Annotated in this window: 16 protein-coding genes and 1 tRNA gene; all 17 read left to right on the top strand. The window is 53.0% G+C overall.

Annotated elements, in window-relative coordinates:
• The first annotated feature begins 9 nt into the window (after window positions 1–9).
• Window positions 10–1,875, top strand: a complete 1,866-nt coding sequence (locus A2273_00555; GenBank protein OGF06735.1) for a 1-deoxy-D-xylulose-5-phosphate synthase — start codon at window positions 10–12, stop codon at window positions 1,873–1,875.
• 10 nt (window positions 1,876–1,885) lie between these two features.
• A complete protein-coding gene (locus A2273_00550; GenBank protein ID OGF06734.1) occupies window positions 1,886–2,734 on the top strand; it encodes a tRNA pseudouridine(55) synthase TruB in 849 nt (282 codons plus the stop codon).
• Between the two features lie 363 nt (window positions 2,735–3,097).
• Window positions 3,098–4,042 carry a riboflavin biosynthesis protein RibF gene (locus A2273_00545; protein OGF06733.1) on the top strand — a complete coding sequence of 315 codons (945 nt, stop codon included), beginning with the start codon at window positions 3,098–3,100 and terminating at the stop codon, window positions 4,040–4,042.
• 334 nt (window positions 4,043–4,376) lie between these two features.
• A complete protein-coding gene (locus A2273_00540) occupies window positions 4,377–5,288 on the top strand; it encodes a hypothetical protein (GenBank protein OGF06732.1) in 912 nt (303 codons plus the stop codon).
• A 2,070-nt stretch (window positions 5,289–7,358) separates the two neighbouring features.
• On the top strand, window positions 7,359–8,867 hold the full coding sequence (locus A2273_00535; GenBank protein OGF06731.1) for a hypothetical protein: 1,509 nt from the start codon (window positions 7,359–7,361) through the stop codon (window positions 8,865–8,867).
• Window positions 8,868–9,054: 187 nt separating this feature from the next.
• The gene (locus A2273_00530) at window positions 9,055–9,324 is read left to right on the top strand and encodes a 30S ribosomal protein S15 (GenBank protein OGF06730.1); all 270 of its coding nucleotides are present in this window, start codon (window positions 9,055–9,057) and stop codon (window positions 9,322–9,324) included.
• A 243-nt stretch (window positions 9,325–9,567) separates the two neighbouring features.
• On the top strand, window positions 9,568–11,658 hold the full coding sequence (locus tag A2273_00525) for a polyribonucleotide nucleotidyltransferase (GenBank protein ID OGF06729.1): 2,091 nt from the start codon (window positions 9,568–9,570) through the stop codon (window positions 11,656–11,658).
• Window positions 11,659–11,772: 114 nt separating this feature from the next.
• On the top strand, window positions 11,773–15,252 hold the full coding sequence (locus tag A2273_00520; GenBank protein OGF06728.1) for a hypothetical protein: 3,480 nt from the start codon (window positions 11,773–11,775) through the stop codon (window positions 15,250–15,252).
• Window positions 15,253–15,314: 62 nt separating this feature from the next.
• A complete protein-coding gene (locus A2273_00515; GenBank protein OGF06727.1) occupies window positions 15,315–15,587 on the top strand; it encodes a hypothetical protein in 273 nt (90 codons plus the stop codon).
• Complete coding sequence (locus tag A2273_00510) at window positions 15,584–16,030, top strand: hypothetical protein (protein ID OGF06726.1); 447 nt, start codon at window positions 15,584–15,586, stop codon at window positions 16,028–16,030. The genes A2273_00515 and A2273_00510 overlap by 4 nt, the downstream gene beginning before the upstream one ends.
• Window positions 16,031–16,126: 96 nt before the next feature.
• Window positions 16,127–17,056, top strand: coding sequence for a hypothetical protein (locus A2273_00505; protein ID OGF06725.1), 930 nt, complete (start codon window positions 16,127–16,129; stop codon window positions 17,054–17,056).
• Between the two features lie 59 nt (window positions 17,057–17,115).
• Entirely contained in the window at window positions 17,116–17,412 is a 297-nt protein-coding gene (locus tag A2273_00500; protein OGF06951.1) for a hypothetical protein, read from the top strand.
• A 26-nt stretch (window positions 17,413–17,438) separates the two neighbouring features.
• Complete coding sequence (locus tag A2273_00495) at window positions 17,439–18,119, top strand: hypothetical protein (GenBank protein OGF06724.1); 681 nt, start codon at window positions 17,439–17,441, stop codon at window positions 18,117–18,119.
• A 50-nt stretch (window positions 18,120–18,169) separates the two neighbouring features.
• Window positions 18,170–20,215 (top strand): hypothetical protein, encoded by a 2,046-nt coding sequence (locus tag A2273_00490; protein ID OGF06723.1) that lies wholly within the window; start codon window positions 18,170–18,172, stop codon window positions 20,213–20,215.
• 67 nt (window positions 20,216–20,282) lie between these two features.
• Window positions 20,283–20,357 (top strand) — tRNA-Asn (locus A2273_00485).
• Between the two features lie 179 nt (window positions 20,358–20,536).
• On the top strand, window positions 20,537–20,746 hold the full coding sequence (locus tag A2273_00480) for a hypothetical protein (protein ID OGF06722.1): 210 nt from the start codon (window positions 20,537–20,539) through the stop codon (window positions 20,744–20,746).
• Window positions 20,747–21,383: 637 nt separating this feature from the next.
• Window positions 21,384–22,934, top strand: coding sequence for a hypothetical protein (locus A2273_00475; GenBank protein ID OGF06950.1), 1,551 nt, complete (start codon window positions 21,384–21,386; stop codon window positions 22,932–22,934).
• The last annotated feature ends 12 nt before the right edge of the window (window positions 22,935–22,946 follow it).

Raw genomic sequence — 22,946 nt, 5'->3', positions numbered from 1 at the left:
TTGGACATTATGTACTTAGAAAAAATAAATACTCCGGCCGATCTTAAAGAGCTGAAACTGGACCAGCTGGACATCCTGGCCCGGGAGGTTAGGGAGAGGATCATCAGGGTGGTATCCCGCAACGGGGGACATCTGGCTCCCAGCCTGGGCACGGTGGAATTGACCATCGCTTTGCATTACGTGCTGGATACTCCCCAGGATAAATTGGTGTGGGACGTGGGCCACCAGGCTTACGCCCACAAGATACTGACCGGACGCCGGGAACAATTCGATACCGTTCGGACCTATAAGGGTTTGAGCGGTTTCCCCAAAAGGGCCGAGAGCCCCTACGATAATTTCGACACCGGCCACGCCTCGACCTCCATCTCCGCGGCACTGGGGATGGCCTGCGCCCGGGACCTGAACGGTGAAAATTTCCGGACGGTGGCCGTCATCGGGGATGGTTCTCTGACCGGAGGCTTGGCCTTCGAGGGGCTGAACCATGCCGGGCAGCTCAAGAAGAACATGCTGGTCATTCTCAACGACAACCGGATGGCCATCTCCAAGCGGGTGGGGGCCCTGGGGCAGTATCTGACCAAGATCACCACCACTCCGGCCTATACCAATTTTGAAAAGAACCTGTGGGATTTTTTGGGGCGGCTGCCTGCCAACATCGGGGGCCCGTCGAGGGTGGCCTTCCGGCGTCTGCGCCAGGGTTTCAAGAACCTGATCGTGCCGGGGCTGACCTTTGAAGAACTGGGATACCATTACGAGGGCCCGATAGACGGGCACGATATCGCGGCCTTGGTGGATGTTCTGCGGAGGATCAAGGACCAGCCGGGTCCGACCTTTCTGCATGTGCTGACGGTCAAGGGCAAGGGTTACGAGCCGGCCGAGGAAAATGCCGAAAAATTTCATGGAGTGGGCGCTTTCGATCCGGAGACCGGCGACCCGTTGTCCTGTAAGAACATCTGCTCCTATACCGAGGTATTCGGCAAATCTCTGGTGGAGCTGGCCAAGACCGACCCCCGGATAGTGGGTATTACCGCGGCCATGCCGGAGGGGACCGGGCTGGACTATTTTCGGAGGGTTTTCCCCGACCGCTTCTTTGATGTCGGCATCGCCGAACAGCACGCCCTGACCTTTGCTGCCGGGCTGGCGTCCCAGGGATTCAAACCGGTGGTGGCCATCTATTCCACTTTCCTGCAGAGGGGCTACGACCAGATCATCCACGACATAGCTCTGCAGAAGCTTCCGGTGATCATGGCCATAGACCGGGCCGGCCTGGTGGGCGAGGACGGCCCCACCCATCACGGGCCGTTCGATCTGTCGTTCCTGCGCTGCATTCCCAACCTGACGGTGATGGCCCCCCAGGACGAATGGGAGCTGGCCTCCATGCTGAGAACCGCCCTGCAGATCGGAGGGCCGGCGGCCATACGCTATCCCCGAGGCCCTGGTTTCGGGGTAAGCCTTAAAAATCCCGATTTGATCGCTTTGGGCAAGGCCAAGATCACCCGGCCGGGCAAAGACGGGGCTCTGCTGGGGATCGGCATCATGTCCACTGTCGCCCGGCAGGCGGCCGATGAACTTGCCAAGGAGGGGCTGGAGCTGGAGGTGGTCAACGCCAGGTTCGTCAAACCGCTGGATCAGGAAACTATAATCGAGCTTCTAAAGCGCCATAAAAGGATCCTCACCTTGGAAGAGAACGTGCGGGACGGCGGTTTCGGTTCGGCGGTGATGGAATTGGCCGAGGCCAGGGGCGTTTCCTGCCAGATAAAAATCCTGAGCCTGCCGGATGAGTTCATCGAGGCCGGCCCCAGAAACAAGCTTCTGGAGATCTACCGGCTGGACCGGGACGGAGTGATCCAGGCCGCCCGTGAATTCTTTGTCCGCTGACCTCCGATATATGGATGCCATCCTCAATATAAACAAACCGCCGGGAATGACCTCCTTTGCCGTAGTATCAAGGGTCCGGCGGCTTTTGAATATCAAGAAGGCCGGGCATGCCGGGACCCTGGACCCCATGGCCGTCGGGGTGCTGCTGGTGGTTACCGGCAGGGCCACCCGGCTCTCCCAGTTCCTGATGGGCCGGCCCAAGGAATACCTGGCAGCTATCAAGCTGGGCATCGAGACCGATACCTGCGACCTGGAGGGGCAGATTATCAGACAATGCGAAGTTCCTGGGTTGGATCGTGAATCCGTCGCATCGGTCCTCTCGAAGTTTGTAGGCGATATAAAGCAGATCCCGCCAGCCTTCTCGGCCATCAAGATCGACGGCCAGCCGGCCTATAAAAAAGCCCGGAAAGGGGTGGCGGTGGAGATCCCGGAACGGCAGGTGAGGGTGGATGCGATCGATCTTATCGGCTTTGCTGGCGATGAGATAACCATCAAGGTCCGCTGTTCCAAAGGCACCTATGTCCGTTCGCTGGCCAGAGATATCGGTCAACGCATAGGCAGCTACGGGACCCTGGCGGCCCTGACCCGCACCGCGGTGGGCGAATTCCGCCTGGAGCAGTCCCTGGAGTTGGAGGGCATCACGGAGCAGGACGGCGTAAGCATGGACCGGGCCCTGGACTTCATGCCCGAGGTGATCATAGATCCCGACAGCTATCAAAGGATCAAACATGGGAATACTATCATGGTCGATGAAAAAGGGGAAAGGGACATCCACTATCGGATCAAATATGACGGGCAGTTGGTGGCGTTGGGGCAGTTCAAAGACGACCATCAATTGCACCCCGAGATCGTGATGTAATATGGAATCCGGCCGGCATAAATGCCAAAAATGATCGTTCATGGGGAACTGTATAACTATTCTGCCATCCACTTTCTCTTTGAAGAGAAAGTGGCAAAGAGAACCGTCCGCCCAGCGCTGACCGGATGCAATGCTAACCGAGGGACTGAATTTACTGAACATGCCGATCCGGTAAGCAAAGCACACAGTAAATTCCGGGCGTCCCTCTGAGCCAAACAGCACCGCTGAAGGCGGGGTTCCGAACCGGGCTTAGTTCTTTGGCTGCAAGTAGTCAGCCTTGAAGAACCTCCATGATCGTAAAGTCAAGGTTGACAACGGAAAACAGCATTTGGCAGTAAATTTATAAAGTCAGTATTCATTATAATGCTGGTAATAACAAGACTCAATAATTTTGGCGTCAGTCATCCCGGGGCCGTGGCCGCCCTGGGTTCCTTCGACGGCCTGCACCTGGGGCACCGGGCCATCATCAAAAAGCTGGTGGCCAGGGCAAAAAAGATTGGCCACGACAGCGTGGTGATCACCTTCGATCCCCATCCCCGGCAGGTCTTGTCCCAGGATAGGACCCCCTGCCTTTTGACGGCCCTGTCCGAGAAACAGGAGATCCTGGAATCGCTGGGCGTCGGCGTGATGGCGGTCATAAAATTTTCGCCACGGGTGGCGACGCTGTCTCCGGAGGAATTCATCCGCTCGGTGATGGTAAAAAAGCTGGCGGTATCGGAGGTCATCTGCGGGAATGACTGCGGCTTCGGGGCCGGACGGAAGGGCAACATCAACACCCTGCGGGAACTGGGCGCCAAGATGGGCTTCAAGGTATCGGTGCTTTCATCGCTTAAGACCAACGGAAGCAAGGTCAGCAGTTCTTGCATCCGGAGCCTGATATCTTCCGGAAAAATAGAGCAGGCCAACAAGATGCTGGGCCGGGTCTATTTCGTCAGGGGCATGGTGGTAAAGGGACTGGGGCTGGGCCGTAAACTGGGCTTTCCCACCGCCAACATCAGATTGTCGGATCCCCAGAAGCTTCTGCCGCGGGACGGGGTCTATGCCGCCGGGGCCAGGATCGGGCGCAGGGAATACCAGGGAATGCTCTATATCGGCAGCCGGCTTACCGTCGGCCGGAGCGCCAGGACCATCGAGTTCAACGCCTTCGGCGGGAAATATGACCTCTCCGGGAAGAAGGCCGAGATATTTTTCCATAAATATATCAGGCCGGGGAAGAAATACGGCACCGTTGAGGCGCTGATAAGGGCCATAGAGAGGGACAAGAGAAAAATAGAAAGATATTTTACTGAGCTAAGAAGACAAAAATAGGCATTAAATACGTAATGTTGCCCTGTTCGCTTTGTAAAAAGCCGACGGGGATTTTTATTCTTCCGCCGAAATACTATGTCCGTTAGGGCATAGATGAAGAGCATCCAGCGTAGCTGGACAGACGAAGTCTGGGCTTAGAACTTGATGCTACGGCCATAAGGCCGTAGTAATTCACTTAGGAAATAAATGTCAGTTACATAATTACACACCCTAAATAATCCCCCCCCCCCACGATGAAAATTTACTTGACAAATATGCCCAACACTGTTACAATAGCCAACAAATCCTTAAAAAGAGGGGATACTATAATGGAAGTTATTTAAAATTGTTATGCATGGCCTTGTTGGCAACCAGCATGGGCTGCAGCAAGGAAGAACCGATTCAACCTAAGCCCGATACAACAGTAGTGAACCCGCCACATGGGGTCACCCATTTTTATCCCAATTGGTCACCGGATGGGACAAAAATATTATTTTGGAATCTTGATAGTCAATTGCCTGACTCCATGTTAGGTATTTGGTCAGTAAAACCTGACGGCAGTGAAATGCAGCCATTTTTTATTAAATCAAACCATCCCGCCTTTTCTTTATTTTATGGCACTGATTGGTCCCCTGATGGCCAATGGATCGTGGCATCGTTGAATCTGGATATATATAAAATAAAAGCCAACGGAGATAGCTTAACAAGGCTAACAAATATGGGTTGGTCGTCATTTCCAGTTTGGAGTATGGATGGTAATAATATTGCATTTGCCAAAACTATAGATTCAGCTGGCATTTGGGTTATGGATAAAGATGGAAATGCACTGAGAAGGATTAGTTCTAATTATGATTATCCAACTTGGTCACCAGATAATAAAAATATATTGGCAAGAAGAGAATATTATGATAGTAGTTATAAATATTTCATATCTTATTTAAAAACAATAAATATTGATACTTATGATTCTGCTTTTGTCGATACTATTTACGGAAAACTTTATAATATGCAATATTCCCCCGATGGAAACACAATAGCTGTTCAATGCCAAAAATATTTGCGTTTATCACAGATATACACCATTAATGCAACCGGCGGGAACCATAAGAATCTAATGGGCGACGCCAGCATTTGTGAGAATATCGGGGAATACCCACGATGGTCCCCGGATGGGACTAAGATAGTTTACAGCAATTGCTGCAGTAATAACGGCAAGCTTTGGATAATGAACGCCGATGGTTCAGGCAAATATCAATTAACATTTTAAAAGGAGGTAAGCATGAGAAAGGGACAATTATCGTTTATCGGTTTGGTCTTGATTTTGAGCTCCATTGCGTTTGCACAAACTTATCCCAACGATTCTGATTTTGAAAAGGGTTATCAATGGGGATTGAACAATACGGATTACCCCGGTATGGATATTAACGCCAAATCAGCCTGAGAATTATTTAAGGGCAGCACGACCGTTAATGTTTATATCACTGAAAACGGCGTTTTGGCTAATCCTACGCCAGACCCTTTATGGGAAACAGCCAGCGGTCATCCTGATATAAATAATAAAACTTCCCACATAGCCAATTGGCGTGATTTTTTTATTGTTGGCAACACTGTTTATGGGGGACACGGCACATTTGTAGCAGGCATATTGGGGGCCCAAACCAACAATGGCATAGGCATTGCCGGGGTTGATGCTGATGTCAGAATTAATCAGGTGGGAGGCGGTAGCTACGCCGGAATTGATGAGGCCAGAGGTCTAGGCGCAGAGATTATTAATATGAGTTGGCGCGATCCTAATGGGTGGAACATAGCCTTGGCAGGCGCTTGCGCTAATGCTTATAACAGTGATATTTTATTGGTCGCTTGCATGTTCAACAATATCACGCCGACGGGCAATCCATATTACCCGGCAGCTATGCCTGGTGTTATGGCTGTTGGTGCAGTGCAAAAAACAGGTAGATTAAGTGATTTTTCCGAATATGGTAGTCATATAAGTGTTGTTGCACCTGGTGGTTATTCGACAGATTATTTTAAGGATTATAAGGATATAAATATCTATTCAACCGCCTGCGATGTTAGGATTGATACGACTGACGTTGGCGGGGACCCTAAAGAAAGCAAATATTTGCTCTATGACTGGCATTACACACCGACATACAAATGGTGGGGCGGAACTTCGTTTGCAACACCTTATGTTACCGGAGTTGCCTCTTTGCTTAAAGGGTATGCCAAAAGCAAGGGGATAGTATTGAATAATGATGATCTTAGAAAAATTATTGAACTGACTTCTTCGGGCAACGGTACGAGAATTAATGATGAGTATGGCTATGGCTTAATTAACGCCCGTAAGGCTATGGACATGCTTAACGCTCCATGGCAATTGGTTAAAGGCAAGTATGTGGGATGCGATTATTATAGCCATGCTGGTGTGCTTTCTGGTTTTGTGCCGGGTTCGTCAGATTATTTAATGGCTTCCCCACGTTATGAAGCGATAAAAAAAATACAACTTCCCAGATATTATACAACGGCACCTCAAATATGGACCAGAGGGGCTCAATCGAAGGGTTGGACAAACGACCCAACATATAGCGGGAGCAAAAAAGATTGTCAAATAGTTGATGGTACTTTAACAAAAAATAGTGACAATGTGTGGGAGTGTTATTTAAAAACCTACACTTACAAAAACATGTCGGGATCATATGTGCCTACTAACCCACTACTTGCTGAATTTGCTTATACGGCACTTGGTGTGCCCCAACCGCCGCAAATGGTCAGCCCCTCATTAAGAGAAGCTACTGCTTCTAAAGCAGTGCCGGGAACTAATTATGACCTTTGGTTTGGCTGGTATTATGCTTGGGGTTGTCCAACGTTGGAAAGATATGAAGTTCAAATGCATACGGATGCATCTTCAATCTGGTACACATTAAGGGATGATATCAGCCCCAATGCCCTCGGTTGGACTATTTATGATTTTGGCAGCGTTCCTTCTAGATTATATCTAAGGATGAGGGCAATCCATAACGACGGGTATGTTACGCCTTGGTCTAACATTGTCTATATAGATTCACCAAATGAAGATGATCCCATCGTTGCTGAAAGCAATACCCCCGAAGGCACCGCCTATTCCAATGGCAAAAAGATCATTGTAGGGAGCGATGGCAAAATTCACGCGGTCTTTGCTTCCGGCGAGAATGTTTATTATACAAGCTCGCTAGACGATGGCGAAACTTGGACATCTCCTGTAACCGTAGGCTTGGGCAAACGCCCGGCCATAGAGTTAACGTCCGTTAACTTGCCAACCATTTGCTGGAATAACGGCAATCGCCTCTACAGCACAAAAATGGCAAGCGGCACATTTGAAGAACCGCAACTCATTTACACCGGCCCCGAAGGCACTGAAATATCCTACCTTGCCTATGTTCTGGATCAAAACACCAACAATTCATTCCTGGGCTGGGTGGATGAGGGGGCTTCGGGATCTTCGGTGTTGATCTCTACCTATAATCCCTCAACTTCTGCAAATCTGGCTCCAACCCCCATTGATCAAGGCGGCGCCGATGCTTTCAAATCGCCGTCGCTGGCCTTGGATAAAGCCGGAAACTTGAAGATCGCCTGGAGCCATTCCGGCAAGGTTTATTATAAGGACAACAGCGAATTTTTCGAGATGGGCGAAAACGGCATACACCCCATTGTTGACACCTATGGCGATAAAACCACCGTGGTCTGGCAGGAAGAGATAGCGCCGGATATCTATCAAATCGTCAAGAAGACCAAAGGGATTAACGGCTGGTCGGATAAGCAAATTATATCCTGCCCGGATGGGCAAAATGCCGATTTCCCGGTGGTAGCAGCCGCCGGTCAGTACGTTTACAGCAAGAACGTGAAAGACGGCGACTATGATCTTATTTACAATTGCGAATACGACAATGGCTGGCTGATGGGCACCCAGAACCTTTCCGGCGCCCAGGGCGGCATTTCCCGTTATCCTTCCATCGCCTTCAAGCAGGAATGGCCCAAATCCAAGCTGTATGTGCTTTGGACCGAGGAAATGCCAACAGTAAAAGGCGGTACCAAAGCCATCATCTCCCTAATTAAAAACTATAAAATGACGGTTGACCCGGTGCCGTGCAATTACATCGATGTGGGAACAGAGGAGTATAACAGTTATAACCTCCAGAAAAAGGGCACATATTATTACGGCCCGCAGCCGGAATATACCATTGACTACCATCAGGCAGAATTGAAATACAGCATTCAAAATCTTGACCCGGCCAAAAAATACCGGATCAAAGTGGTTTATTACCAGGAAACGGATGCTAATATAAAACAAACCCTGACGGTGGATAAAACCTTCAATGCCAAGACCACCATTAAACCCAAAACGGTTGTTACCGAAGAGCATTGGATACCCAATAGTTGCCTAAAAGACGGGCAGATAGAGGTAACGATAACCAAAACTATTGGCGAATATGCGGTTTGTTCTGTAATAGCCCTTTATGAATACGACCGGGATTGCGACGGGAAATCTACGGAAGACATTTCCGGAAGCAATAGCAAATCAACCGCAGCCTATAGCTACGAATTGATGCAAAACTACCCCAATCCCAACACCGGGAAAACAGCCATTAAATACCAATTGGCCCAGGCGGGCAAAGTCAGCCTGAAGATCTACAACACCCTGGGGCAGGTGGTAAAAACTTTGGTTTCCCAGGAACAGCCTGCGGGTTTGTATAATGTAACCTGGGATGGCCGGGATAATACCGGCAAAGCCGCGGCAAACGGTGTTTATTTTTACCGACTGGAGTCAGGCAGTTTTAAAGCAACCAAGAAAATGGTGATATTAAAATAACCAATCGAACTTTTTACCCAAACAAAAAAGGCCGGTAGATAACCCGGCCTTTTTTGTATCCTTATATCTGCTTGCTTATGGTGTTGACATTCGTGCCACTTATAGCTTATAATTACCTATCATTAACGGCCTCTCCTGCACCGCTTCGCGGGAGAAGGCATCAGAAAAATCAGGAGGAAATCACACCATGCCACTGACCATTGAAAAGAAGCAGGATTTGATCGGCAAACACCAGAAACATGAAGGGGATACCGGCAGCCCCGAGGTGCAGGTGGCCCTGCTTACCCAGCGGATCAACGATTTGACCGAGCACCTCAAGATCCACAAAAAAGACCACGCCTGCCGGCGGGGGCTTTTAAAGATGGTGGGCCAGCGGCGCCGGCTGCTGAACTACCTATCCAAGCGCCATATGGACCGCTACCGGGCCATAGTGGAAAAGCTGGAACTCAGAAAGTAATTGTCCGGGCTTGATAAGCCACCGGGGCGATCGTAATCGCCCCGGTGGGCGTAAACCGGACGGCAAGCAATACCCCGGAGCAGGTATCAGCAGGCTTTCTTGCCCGCGAAACACGCGAAACAACTCGGACCATTCCGGTCCGACAAAGTACGGCAAGGCCTGCGGTGATACGCTCCAATCAACAATCAATTTCCCCCGAAAAGCGGGGAAGGTCCCGCAGAGCTGCGGGGCAGGAAGGAAAAAATGGTACAAGTACAGGAACTGGAACTGGGGGGACGCAAACTGATAATCGAGACCGGCCGGATGGCCAAACAGGCCGGCGGTTCGGTGACGGTGCGCTACGGCGACACCGTGGTGCTGGTGACGGCGGTGGGGGCCGATAAGCCCCGGGAGGGAATAGACTTCTTCCCCCTGAGCGTGGAATACCGGGAGCAGGCCTATGCCGTCGGCAGGATACCGGGCGGCTTCTTCAAGAGGGAGGGCCGGCCCCGGGAAAAGGAGATCCTTTCGGCCCGGCTGATCGACCGGCCGATCCGTCCGCTGTTCCCGCAGGAATTCAGGAACGAAGTGCAGGTCTTTGCCCTGATACTTTCAGCCGACCAGGAGAACGATTCCGATATACTGGGAATGATCGGGGCCTCGGCGGCCCTGTCCATCTCCGATGTCCCATTCCTGGGACCCATCGGGTCGGTCAGGGTGGGGATGATAAACGGCCAGTATGTGATCAATCCCACTTTCCAGCAGCTGCAGGAAAGCCGGCTGGATATCGTCATAGCCGGCAGCCGCGATTCCATCACCATGGTGGAGGCCGGGGCCCGGGAGGTCTCGGAGGACGAGATCGTGGCCGCCATAGAGTTCGGCCATCAGTATATCAAGCAGATCGTGGAGATGCAGGATGAATTGGTCAAAAAATGCGGCAAACCCAAGCGGGTCGTCACCCCGGCGGAGAAGGACCAGGCCCTGATAGAAAAGGTCAGGGAGCTGACCCTGAACAAGGTCCGGGCGGCCAACATCCTGCCGCAAAAGGAGGTCCGTCAGGATGCCGTCAAGCAGCTGGCCGCCGAGGCCATCGAATCATTGAAAGAATCCTATCCGGAATCCGACAAGACCATCAAGGCGCTGATCGAGGAGATACAGAGCCAGGACCTGAGGGAGAGGATCCTTAAGGAGGGCAAACGGGCCGACGGCCGGGGCCTGACCGACATCCGTCCCATAACCTGCGAGGTGGGGGTGCTGCCCCGGACCCACGGCTCGGCCCTGTTCACCCGGGGCGAGACCCAGAGCCTGGCGGTGACCACCCTGGGAACCGCCTCCGACGGGCAAAGGATAGAGGATCTGGAGGGCGAATACACCAAAAGCTACATGCTGCATTATAACTTTCCGCCGTTCTCGGTGGGAGAGGTCAAACCCATCCGCGGTCCGGGCCGCCGGGAGATAGGTCACGGAGCGCTGGCCGAGAGGGCGGTGGCTCCCATGATCCCGGCCGAGGACCGGTTTCCCTACACCGTCAGGGTGGTATCGGAAATCCTGGAATCCAACGGCTCCTCCTCGATGGCCTCGGTGTGCGGCGCTTCGCTGTCGCTGATGGACGCCGGAGTGCCCATCAAATCTCCGGTGGCCGGCATCGCTATGGGGCTGGTCATGGAAAAGGACCAGGTGGCCATTCTTTCAGACATCATGGGCCTGGAGGATCATCTGGGGGACATGGACTTTAAAGTGGCCGGCACCAGGGAGGGGATCACCGCCCTGCAATTGGATATCAAGGTCCAGGGCCTCACCAAGGATATCCTGCAGAAGGCCCTGACCCAGGCGCACCAGGGGCGGATGCACATCCTGGACATCATGACCCAGACCATGGACCAACCCCGGACCGAGCTTTCCCCTTATGCCCCGCGGATCCTCAGCCTGATGATCCCGCCCGACAAGATCGGCATGGTCATCGGCCCCGGCGGCAAGAGCATCCGGGCCCTGCAGGAGGAGTTCGGGGTCAAGATAGACATCGACGACGACAATTCCGGGCGGGTCTGCGTGGCCTCGGTGGGAGCGGCCGGGGTGGCGGGGGCCGAGGCCTGCTACGAGAAGATCAAGTGGATGACCGCCGAGCCGGAGATAGGCAAGATCTACCAGGCCAAGGTGGTCAAGATCATGAATTTCGGGGCTTTTGTGGAGTTCATGCCCGGCCAGGAAGGTCTGGTCCACATCTCCGAGCTGGATAAAAAACGGGTGGAGAAGGTGGAGGACGTGGTCCAGGAGGGCCAGCAGATAGTGGTCAAGCTGATCAAGATAGATTCCGATACCGGCAAGGTCAGCCTGTCAAGAAAACAGGCGTTGTAATATAAAAGGCCGAGCGATGAGCTCGGCCTTTTATATTCCCTTTTCACTAAAAACGGCAAACTATTGACTGCCGGGTTAATTGATGTTATATTCTTACAACTGCATTAAAGATATATGAAGATCAAATTGACCATAATCTCGTTGGTATCGCTTGCTTCAATAGCCGGCGGGGGCACCCTCAGTCAAAAAATATCATTTCGGGACCTTTCCCCGGATTTCCAAAAAGCCGGGGAGTATCAGGCAATTAAATGTTCCGGGCTGGTCAATTACGGTAAGCCCGGGGCCCCCTGGCTGCCGGCCAAAACCCTGACCCTGTTACTGCCGCCGCAGGCCGTGGTCCGGTCGATAAAGACCAATGATGCCTACCGGGAACTTCCCGGCAGCTACAACATCATTCCGGCCCAGAGATACCAGCCGACCTCCGAGAATGCCCAGCCGGGTTTCATCAAGGACAGCCTGATCTACAATTCCGGCGGCTACTACCCCGCCGGGCCGGTGCTCAGCCGGCACCAGGGAAATTTCGGCGGTTATAACCTGTTAAACCTGGTGGTCTGCCCCTTCAGCTTCCAGCCCCTGGAAGGAAAGCTGAGGGTGCTTCAGGATATGGAGGTCATAGTTGAATATGACCTGGATCACTCCAAGAAGGCAAGAATGTCCCAACATGGAGCCCCATGGGTTTCAAGATCTGCTGCGAACTTTGAGCCTGCTGTTCTCAATTATCCCGGGGAGGCAACCCCGAAAGGCCCCCAGTACGACCTTCTGATAGTTACCGTAACCCAGTTTGACACAGTTTTTCAGAGGCTGGCCCAATGGAAGAACCAAAAGGGCATCAGCACAAAAATAGCTGTGGTGGACACCATCTATCCGAAATATCCCGGCCGTGATCAGCCGGAGAAACTGCGCAACTTCGTCATCGAGCAATATGCAAATCACGGGATCAGCCATCTGCTGCTGGGCGGAGATTACGGCCTGGTCCCGGCCCGGACCGCCTTTGCCATGCACAGCGGGTACGAGGACAGCACCAGAGTGGGCGTTGATAGCTTGATCTGCGATCTTTACTACAGCGATTTGGACGGCGGCTGGGACCTCAATAATAACGGCATCTTCGGGGAGCCGGCTGACAGTGTGGATATGTATCCCGAGATCTCGGTGGGCCGGGCAACGGCCGGCAGCATAGAACAAGCTGGGACCTTCGTTGACAAGGTATTGACCTATGAAAAGAATCCTCCGGACGGCTATCTTTCCAGGGCATCTTTCTGGGCGTCCTATCTGGACGCCGGCACCGACGCCGCATTGGGCAAGGACATGGTGGATCGTGATTATATGACCGATCATTTCCGTCCGGTGGAGAAGCTTTACCAGTCATCGGGCAACGAAAGTCCGGCCACCATAATCCAGTCGGTCAATAATGGACTCCATCTGATGAACCACAATGGCCATTCCGGTTTCAAGGTGATGCAGGGAGGGAACGGCTGGCTGGATACCACCCTGATGGACACCCTCAACAATTCCGGCCGGTGGGGTATCCTGTACTCCCAGGGCTGCCAGGCGGCCGGCTTCGATTCCAACTGCATCGCCGAGCATTTCGTGAATAACCCGCAGGGCGGGGGGCTGGCCTTCATTGGAAATTCGCGCTATGGGTGGTACTTCCCCGGATTCCCCGGTTACAGCCCGTCCGATCTTTACGACAATACTTTCTTCGATCAGCTGCTGATTCGGCAGGCCCCCAGCCTGGGGCAGGCGGTGGGCTTCTCCAAGGCCGACATGATCCCCTTGTCGCAGGCCGACGGCTATTTCCGCTGGGTCAATTACAATCTGAATCTGCTGGGGGATCCCACCCTGGCGGTATGGACATCCGCTCCGGAGAGCCTGCAGATGATCTGCTCCGACAGCATCAATACCGGGCCCATAGGGCTCTCGGTGAGTGTATCGAGGAACAACCAGCCGGCCGGCGATGTCGTCCTCACCTTGTGCGTCGATTCTACATACATAAGATCGGTCACCGATCGGTCCGGACAGGCGCTGTTGTCGGGATTTACAGCCCTGCCGCAGGAGGCGGGCCTCTCTGCCTGGGCGGCGAACTGCATCCCGCTGCAGAAGGATGTGAAGATAGTCACACCGGGCCCCAGCCTATCATATGCCGGGCAAAGATGGACCGAGATCTCGGGCAACGGCGACGGACTGGCCGGACCCGGCGAATCAGGCACCCTGGAAATTTTGATCAGAAATAACGGAACATTATTCTCCGGATTGAATGCCAGGGCTGTATTGAGGTCAACTGACAGCAATGCGGCAGTGACCGACAGTCTGGCAGACATCTCAGGGCTGCTGCCGGGCGACAGCCTCTGGACCAGCGGTTCTCCGAAAATTGCCATCGACTCGACCTGCCGGGAGGGGGATATCACCCGGTTCGAAATTGAACTCATCGATTCCGCCGGGAACAACTGGCATTACCAGATCGGCCAGGATATCTCGGCCCCGTCACTGAAATATTTGTATCATATAACTGATGACAGCCTGTTGGGCAACGGAAATAAAATAATCGAACCGGGCGAGACCGTCACCCTGTCGGTGTCTTTGAAAAACACCGGCCAGGCGGCTCTAAGCCAGGGCGCTTTCAGCCTGAGCACCGCCGACGGCTTGATGGATATATTGCAGCCTTCTGACAGCCTGATTTGGCTGGAGCCGGATTCTGGCGCTGCCATTGAATTTATTCTTAAAATAGATTCGCTGGCGCCGGATACCAATTATTTCCCCAGGCTCCTGATCCAGGGCTTATTTGCCGGGGGATATTTTTCCGATTCGTTGATCTTGACGGTGGGGGCGGCAGGGCTTGACGATCAAACAGAGTCGGGCGGCGGCAGCTGGCTGGTGTCGGATTCCAGTTATTGGCATATCAGCCCTTATAGATACCATTCTCCGGCCAACAGCTGGTATTTCGGGATCGAGTCGGCGAACCTGGCTCCTTACCGGGCGGTGGATACCCTGCTTAGCCGACCATTTCTGGTGGGCGAAAGCCACCAGCTAAGTTTCTGGCAGTGGTACGACTTCATTCCCGAGTGGGGCTATGGCTTCATAGAATTGTCCGGGTCGTTCGGGACCAGGCTGTTGGGGGTCCTGACCGGATCATCCGGGCAGTGGGAAAAGAGAATATACGATCTGTCCCGGTACCAGCCGGGCCAGGCCCTGCAATTGAGGTTCATTGCCTATGTGGACAGCGCCGGACCTGGCATCAGGTCGCAGGGGTGGTTCATCGACGATGTCTTGGCGGGTCCGGCTCCGGCCGGGGTGACGGGAGGGCAGCCGGTGCTTCTTTTCGCCGACAGATTGCTGCCGAACCGGCCCAACCCCTTTGCCGGGTCAACCGAGATAACCTTTCAATTGAAACAGAGATCGCCGGTCGAATTGGCGGTCTACAATGTGCTGGGCCGGAAGGTTAAAATTCTGACCTCGGGCCTGCTCCAGCCGGGGAGTTATAATGCCGTCTGGGATGGGAAGGATTTTTACGGCAGGGGACTCTCCGGAGGCATATATTTTGTCCGCCTTTCGATATCCGGAAGGTCGCTGGTCCGCCGCATGGTGATGATCAGATGATGATTATGTATTGACACAAGGCATTTTAGTTAGTATACTTAGAGGATAACATCGGGGGTTTTATGCCCACTTACGAATATGAATGCAATTTGTGCAATCACCGCTTTGAGCAGTTCCAATCCATAAAGGACAAGCCCTTGAAGAAATGTCCCAAGTGCGGAGGCAAGGTGGAGCGCCTACTGGGCGGGGGGGTTGGTCTGCTGTTCAAGGGATCAGGATTTTACATCACTGATAACCGCAGCAGCGAGTACCGGCGGCAGGCCAAATCCGAAGCCGGCGGCACCCCGGCAAAAGTCGAAAACAAAAGCACCACCAGCGAGGGAGGGAAAAAATGAAAAGGCTCGTTTCCATCGTAATGCTTCTCTGCCTGGCTGCCAGCCTGGTTCCGGCCCAGTCCTATAGCGGGATCGCGGTTCCGTCATATAATAGTCTGTTCAACAATAACCTTATTGACATGAGCCGTCTTTCCATGCAGCAAAGCTTTTCCATGAGTTATCTGGGCACCAATAATGGCAGCCTGGTGAGCAATCTCTACCGCAATTCCATGAGCTACCGGCTGACCGACAAGCTGGAACTGAACCTGGATCTGGCCTATCGTTTTACTCCGAACCAGTTCAACAGCCTGTCATCTTTTCAGGGCGGAAAACATGATCAGGGAATGTTCCTGCCGTCGTTCGGCATGAAATACCAGCCCAGCAAGAGTTTCCTGATAGAGTTCCAGTATAACCAGGTGGACCCCTATTCGTATAATGCCTACCCCTTGAACCGGCGGTTTTAGAAAACAAGCTTTGGGGTTATTTTTTAAAGGAGTGTTGTAGCGGGAAATTCAAGGTAGGCAATCACCATTTAACCGGAAAGCTTTTACGAGGCTGTCATGATACGATATCTAAGCCGTCTGTTTTTCGCCCTGTTTGTTTTTGCAACTGCCGATAGTGCCTTGGCGGAAGTGTACCCCCTGGCCGGAAGCACGGCCATGTCGTTCCTCAAGATCGGTGCCGGGGCCAGGACCGCCGGAATGGCCGAAGCCGGGATCGCCCTGGTGAACGATGCCACGGCCTGCTACTGGAATCCGGCCCGCCTGGCCCAGATGCCCCTGAAAAATTCGTTCCATTTCCAGCATAACGTCTGGATAGCTGAGACCTCGGTGGACGAGATCTATTACGCCACCGGATTCGGCAAACACCGCCTGGGGCTGGGCGGACGGCTGTTGTCGTCCGGCGATATTCCCCTCCGGGAGGACATCCCCAGCCTGGATCCCTTGGATTTCTACCAGGCCTATGATTTCTTCGGCAGCCTGTCTTATGCCTTTGTCCCGTCATCGCTGTTGTCCGTAGGGGTGTCCTACCGGCGGCTGTATGAGAAAGTCTACCTGAACTCGGCGTACGGTCACAGCCTTCAGGCCGGGCTTAATTTCAACCTCCTTAAGGGGGATCTTTCTCTGGCCGGCACGGCCGACAATATCGGACCCAGGATGCAGATGGCCGGCAACCTCTTTAAGCAGCCCACCACTTTCAAATTGGGAACAGCCTATAAACTGCCCTGGTTTGCTTATAACGGCAGGTTCACTGCGGCGGCCGACGTTGCCAAACCGATCGACGGAAAATGGCAGTCCCGATGGGGCGGCGAGTATCTATGGCGGGACCAGCTGGCCCTCCGGATGGGATATAGGACCGGCCACGATACCGAGACCTACAGCCTGGGCATGGGCTGCCGGTGGCGTAGCTACGAATTTGACTATGCCTTTGTTCCCAGCCTTTATGACCTGGGCACCTCCCATCGGTTTTCTCTGGGCCTGGGATTTTGAGACCGAAGATAAAATTATTCCTGCCTGCGGTCTTAGTTCTTTGTGGTTCTGCGGCTGTTCTGAATTGCCAAACATCAGAAAAGACCGGGCTTTCCGACAGATGGCTGGGACGTGACAAGCTGTCTCATTTTGCCGTAAGCCTAGCGGCCGTGGGGCTTGCCAATCATTGGCTGGAGGCTGAAAGTGCCGAGCCCCCGGTTCGGGCCAGAAACACTGCGGTGGTCTTTTCCCTGTCCCTGGGGATAGTCAAGGAATTACAGGACGGAGCCCAAAAGGGAAATCGTTTCAGCTTCAAGGATCTGGCCGCCGATATTCTGGGTGCGGCCGCAGGGATTGTATTGTTTACAATTAATTGATTAATATAAAGCAGCGGGTTTTGACAATGGGTTTGGAAGGCAATCTACAGGATTTCGATCTATCCGATATTCTGCAACTGATCCAGATGGGCAAAAAGACCGGGGCCCTGGAGGTTGAAGCGGGCAAAGATGCCGGAAGCATTTTCTTCAATGAGGGCGCCGCAGTCCATGCCCTGGCAACCGATATCCGGGGTGACGAGGCTGTCAATCGCATCCTGCGCTGGCGGCATGGCTCTTTTGCCTTCAAGCCCGATGTGACCACCGACCAGCACAGCATCAAGGCCCCGCTCCAGCATCTGGTGCTGGAAGCTGCCCGCCAGATAGACGAGTGGCAGGATATCCAGAAGCTGCTTCCCAGCCTGGATCTGGTTCTGGCCATCGAGGAGAACCCGGCGGCCGGGACCGAGGACATCAAGCTGGAGCCGGCCGAATGGCGGGTGCTGGCGCTGGTGGACGGTTCGCGCAACATCGAGCAGATGATCAGGGAGAGCCACATGGGGGACTTTGAGACCTGCAAGGTTCTTTACGGCCTGGTTTCCTCCGGCCTGCTCAAGCAGGTGGCCAAACCCAAGCCGGTCGAGCCGCCCCCGCCGGTGAAACCTTCCCCGCCGGTGGCCGCCAAACCCCAGCCCAAGCCGGAACCGCCCAAGCCCCCGGAGCCAGAGAAAAAAGGCATGCTGGGGGGGCTTTTCGGCAAGAAAAAATAGCACCGAAGATAAATTCTTCGGTGTTTTGCAATAATCTTATCGAAGCAAGCATGAAAAAAATAATTGTTATAGGCACCGCCCTGATAACGCTGTCAGCCGCCTTTGCTGCTGCCGGGCAAAGCAAATTGACGCCATCCCTGAAAAAAAGGATTGCCGGGGGGAAGTCATCTGATACCTTGCTGTGCTGGGTGTTCTTCGGGGACAAGGGCCGGGCGGAAAATATCCCCGGTCTTGATGCAAACGCAATGAGACGGCGGGCCAAGATCGGCCGGGAGCTTTCATACGGCGATCTGCCGGTCAGCAGCGAATACCTTGAAACAGTCCGGGGGACCGGGTCAGAGATCCGGGTGATCAGCCCCTGGCTTAATGCGGTCAGCGTAAGGGCCACCGCCGGGCAGCTATCGCGCATAGCGGACAGCAAAGGGGTAAAAAGCCTGGAGGAGGTGGCGGTTTACCAACGGCCCTCAAAAACCGTGGAACTTCCTACTGGGCAAAGCAAGGAGGCACCCTTATTGGAGTATGGACCCTCGCTGGACCAGATAAAGATGATGAAGATCGACTCCCTGCATCAAAGGGGTTATTCCGGGAGTGGGGTCAGGCTGACCATCATCGACACCGGGTTCGACCGCTGGCACGAATCGCTGCTTAGGACCCGGGTTATCGCCGAGAGGGATTTTCAACCGAGGATTATAGAAATTGACACAATAACGATATCTCCTTTGTCCCTCGATACAATATGGGGATATAATGGGATAGACAGTATAACATCGTTTGAAAAGGATTACCAGGATTTATATTTAGCTCAAACCGGGCACGGAACCGGGATGCTCTCCATCGCCGGAGGCTATAAGCCAGGCAGCCTTATTGGTAGCGCCTATAATGCTGATTTTATACTGGCTAAAACCGAGATGTTATACCCCACTGAAGATTTCATACAGGAGGAAGACTGGTGGATAGCTGCTTTGCAGTGGGCTACCGACAGCATCGGCACTGATATCGTGTCCAGTTCGCTGGGCTACCGATACTGGTCCGACTCTTCCCAGTATAACTACGGTTATGACCAGATGGACGGAGATCAGGCCCGCTGCACCAGGGCCGCCGACAGTGCAGCAAGCCGGGGGGTGCTGATCTTAAATGCTTTGGGGAACATCAGGAACAATTCCCGGCCTGATACCAGTTTGGTGGCTCCGGCCGATGCCGTCAGCATTATCGCTGTGGGTGGCGCTTGGGCCAGCACTGGGGGCTGGTCCACCGGTGCGGTTACCGGGCCGCCAGCCGACAGCGTGAGGATATTGCCTGCCGGCAGGTCCGATTCGGCAGCAATTCGAAGAATAAAGCCCGATATTGCTTCATGCTGGCAGAATTATTATGCCTATAACGAGCCGGATGGGAACGGGGATTTCAATCGCTATGCCAGTTCCGTCGGCACCTCAGGGGCCACTGCCCTGACCGCCGGGCTGTGCGCCCTGCTGCTGGAGGCCCATCCATCCTGGGGACCGCAGGATGTCATTAACGCCTTAAAATACAGCGGCAGCAACCGCAGCACAGTGGAAGCTTTTTTTACAGTACCCGAATCTTTGGATATAACCCTGGGGAGCTATCCCATCTATAATCCGGGCTTTGCGGACATCGCCACCGGCCACAAATATTACACCAGCGGAGGGGTTGTTTACGATCTCTATGATGTCTATCGCATAGGATGGGGGGTACCGGACGGGATCAAGGCCCTGGGTTACACCGCCCCGGAGAATGTATTGCCTGACGAGGACCGCCTGCTGGACCCCTATCCCAATCCGGCCAACGGAAATAACGGCGGGGTTTACCTCCCGTTCTTTCTAATTCGCGACTCGTACAGCGTCATCATAAGATTGTATACCCTGGACGGCCGGATGATCCGAAGCCTGAACCTGGGGGAGAGGCTGGCCGGGTCGTATCCCAGCCAGATAAACATCATCAAGAACCGTATCGGTTCGCAGCAGCCGGCCTTTTGGGACCTGAAGGACGACCGGGGGCAGCCGGTTGCCAGCGGCCTGTACATCGCCCTGATGACCACCGGCTGGAACCAGTCGTCCAAAAAGATCATGGTTTTAAGGTAGTCTTCCCGGACATAAAAATCTTGACATAACCGTGAAAATAAAATATAATTAGCTCTCTTGAAGATATTCCAGCGTAGCTCAATGGTAGAGCTCCCGGCTGTTAACCGGGTTGTTGTAGGTTCGAGCCCTACCGCTGGAGCCAGATCGTATAATACGCGGAACCGCTATGTTTAGTGGTTCCGTTTTGCTTTTATAAGGTGTGATGGTGTAATCAATTGTGATTTGCGGTTCGTTAACCGTGATCTTCTTTACGAAGGTTCGGATGAATGTCTTTTGCTCGATCCGGGTGGTTTATACGGGAAGGCCGGAGAATAGAAGGATTTGATCGGCAACCAAGGGGAAGTTGTATCCCTGTTACCACAGATCATGCAAAACAAAAGGCCCATAGGCATTATAACTGTGGGACCTGGTATTTCAATCTGGCTCCCCGGGTTGGTGTCCCAAAGCGCGATTTTATGGTATGAAACGAGGATAGAGATGAAGCGGGTGGCCAAGGGTCACATAAAATTGTCTTCATTACATAAGACTTAGACCCGTTAGGGGATCAGATCAGATTTTGCTTGATTTTGATTATATTAAACTGTACAATAAAATAGTTTCCTTTCACTCGAGAGGCCTATCAGTATTATTTTCAATGGCACAATTAACGAGGGTACTTCAAAACAAGGTCCAGGTATTATTAATTGACCGTTACTTTATAATAATCTTTACCAACCAAATGGAAAGAACAATTGGAGTTGTTCCTGGAAAATGTATGCCTATGCCGGCCAGGCCCTGGCCGGGCGGGACAGGCCTCACCAGCCCCCCATCGGCATATATTCATAAGGACAGCCTGAAGCTGGCTCGGCCTGAAAAAACAATGGTTACCAACTGTTCCGTAATCACAAGAAAATGGCGTCTGAGATTTGAAATACTTTTAATGGCATGTTTAGTGATCGGCCTGGACCTTCAGGCCGTAGCCCAGCCCTCCTCCTTTAAAGCGGATACATCCACCGTTTACGGGGATATTGAAACATTTTCAAAAAAATCCAAATTCACCAGGTTTATCTATGGCCTGGTGTTCAAGCCGGTGGCTTCTCTTCCGGCCCATAAGAAACCGGCCGTACTCATACAATTTTCGTACGCCGGTTATGAAGGCAAGATCATCAGGAATATAAACATCACCACCCTGGATCCGTTTGGCTTTTCGGCCAAGGACACGTCCGTCATGCCGCAGAACATTTTATTCAGGACCGGGAATGCGCTGCATGTCAAGACCCAGGAAAGCACCATCAAAAACATACTGCTTATCCGCGGGAACGAACCGCTGGACTCCCTGCTGGCAAAGGAATCCGAGCGGTTGATCCTCAGCCAGTCCTATGTCCGCGAAGTCGTCTTCTCTTTTGCCCCCGCGGGTGAAACGGCCGATTCGGTGGATGTCAATATCCGGGTCTTGGACAAATGGAGCATTTATCTGAACGGCTCGCTTACCACCTCGCACGCCGCCGCCGGCTTCACGGAAAAGGACTTTATTGGTTTGGGGCATGAATTGCAAAACAGGCATGTCTGGAACCGTTCCACTAAAAAGAATGCCTTGACCGCGAACTATTATATTCCCAATATCCGAAATTCGCACGTCAGCACAGTGCTCCATTATGACAGCGACGAAAACGGGAATTCGGGCAGGAGTTTGGCGGTGGAACGTCCGTTTTATTCTCCCTTTGCCCGGTGGGCGGCGGGATTGAACCTGTCCCAGCAATTTCAAAAAGATGCCCTGGCCGATGCCCTGCCGGAACACCAAAGTCAGGATATAAAATACAACATCCAGGATTACTGGGCCGGGAATGCCAACAGGATATTCAAGGGGAAGACCGAAAATGACAGGACGACGAATGCCATCGTGGCCGGGCGTTATTTACGGATCCGGTATCTTGAGAAACCCTATGAAATGCCCGATTCGTTCCATCACTATGCCAACCAGGACCTTTATCTGGCGGGGCTGGGGATCTCGATACGTAAATACTTCCGGGACAATTATATTTATAATTACGGGGGGGTCGAATATGTGCCGGTCGGTACAGTCTACGGAATGACCGGCGGTTACCAGATGCAGGGAAATACCGGCCGCTTATACCTGGGCTCGCGCATCTCCTACGGCAATTACAATGACTGGGGATACCTAAGCACCAACTTCCAATACGGGACATTCCTTCACGGACGGGCCTTGGAGCAGGGAGTTTTTACAACCGGGGCAACCTATTTCAGCAATTTGGCCGAGTTCGGGAACTGGCGGATCCGGCAGTTCGTCAAGCCTCAGGTGACCTGGGGATTGCACCGGTTCCCCTCTGACAGCCTGACCATCAACGATGAGAACGGCATCCGGGGGTTCAGCGGTTCTTCGCGGGGCACCCAAAAGATCGTCTTGACTCTCCAGACCCAATCCTACGCCCCCTGGAACCTGGTGGGATTCCGGTTCGGACCGTATCTGACCGGGTCGCTTGGCATGCTGGGCAATGCTGCGTCCGGATTCAAATACAGCCGGGTGTCCTCACAACTGGGAATAGGGGCTTTGATCAAAAACGAATATCTGGTCTTGAACAACTTTCAATTCTCCATTGCGTATTATCCCTCGATCCCCGGAAGCGGTTACAATATCTTCAAGTTCAATGTTTTCCGGACGACCGATTTTGGTCTCAGCGATTTCATCTTAAGCAAACCGGAAATGGTGCCTTTCCAATAAAAAAAAAGGAGG

Source organism: Candidatus Edwardsbacteria bacterium RifOxyA12_full_54_48, assembly GCA_001777915.1.
Lineage (GTDB): Bacteria > Edwardsbacteria > AC1 > AC1 > EtOH8 > UBA2226.
The sequence above is the reverse complement of the archived record's forward strand: the minus strand, read 5'-3'. Positions and strand labels throughout refer to the sequence as shown.

Excerpts from the sequence above, each read along its gene's own strand:
- A2273_00555 (OGF06735.1), top strand. The coding sequence starts at position 10 with ATGTACTTAGAAAAAATAAATACTCCGGCCGATCTTAAAGAGCTGAAA.
- A2273_00550 (OGF06734.1), top strand. The coding sequence starts at position 1,886 with ATGGATGCCATCCTCAATATAAACAAACCGCCGGGAATGACCTCCTTT.
- A2273_00545 (OGF06733.1), top strand. The coding sequence starts at position 3,098 with ATGCTGGTAATAACAAGACTCAATAATTTTGGCGTCAGTCATCCCGGG.
- A2273_00540 (OGF06732.1), top strand. The coding sequence starts at position 4,377 with ATGGCCTTGTTGGCAACCAGCATGGGCTGCAGCAAGGAAGAACCGATT.
- A2273_00535 (OGF06731.1), top strand. The coding sequence starts at position 7,359 with ATGGCAAGCGGCACATTTGAAGAACCGCAACTCATTTACACCGGCCCC.
- A2273_00530 (OGF06730.1), top strand. The coding sequence starts at position 9,055 with ATGCCACTGACCATTGAAAAGAAGCAGGATTTGATCGGCAAACACCAG.
- A2273_00525 (OGF06729.1), top strand. The coding sequence starts at position 9,568 with ATGGTACAAGTACAGGAACTGGAACTGGGGGGACGCAAACTGATAATC.
- A2273_00520 (OGF06728.1), top strand. The coding sequence starts at position 11,773 with ATGAAGATCAAATTGACCATAATCTCGTTGGTATCGCTTGCTTCAATA.
- A2273_00515 (OGF06727.1), top strand. The coding sequence starts at position 15,315 with ATGCCCACTTACGAATATGAATGCAATTTGTGCAATCACCGCTTTGAG.
- A2273_00510 (OGF06726.1), top strand. The coding sequence starts at position 15,584 with ATGAAAAGGCTCGTTTCCATCGTAATGCTTCTCTGCCTGGCTGCCAGC.
- A2273_00505 (OGF06725.1), top strand. The coding sequence starts at position 16,127 with ATGATACGATATCTAAGCCGTCTGTTTTTCGCCCTGTTTGTTTTTGCA.
- A2273_00495 (OGF06724.1), top strand. The coding sequence starts at position 17,439 with ATGGGTTTGGAAGGCAATCTACAGGATTTCGATCTATCCGATATTCTG.
- A2273_00490 (OGF06723.1), top strand. The coding sequence starts at position 18,170 with ATGAAAAAAATAATTGTTATAGGCACCGCCCTGATAACGCTGTCAGCC.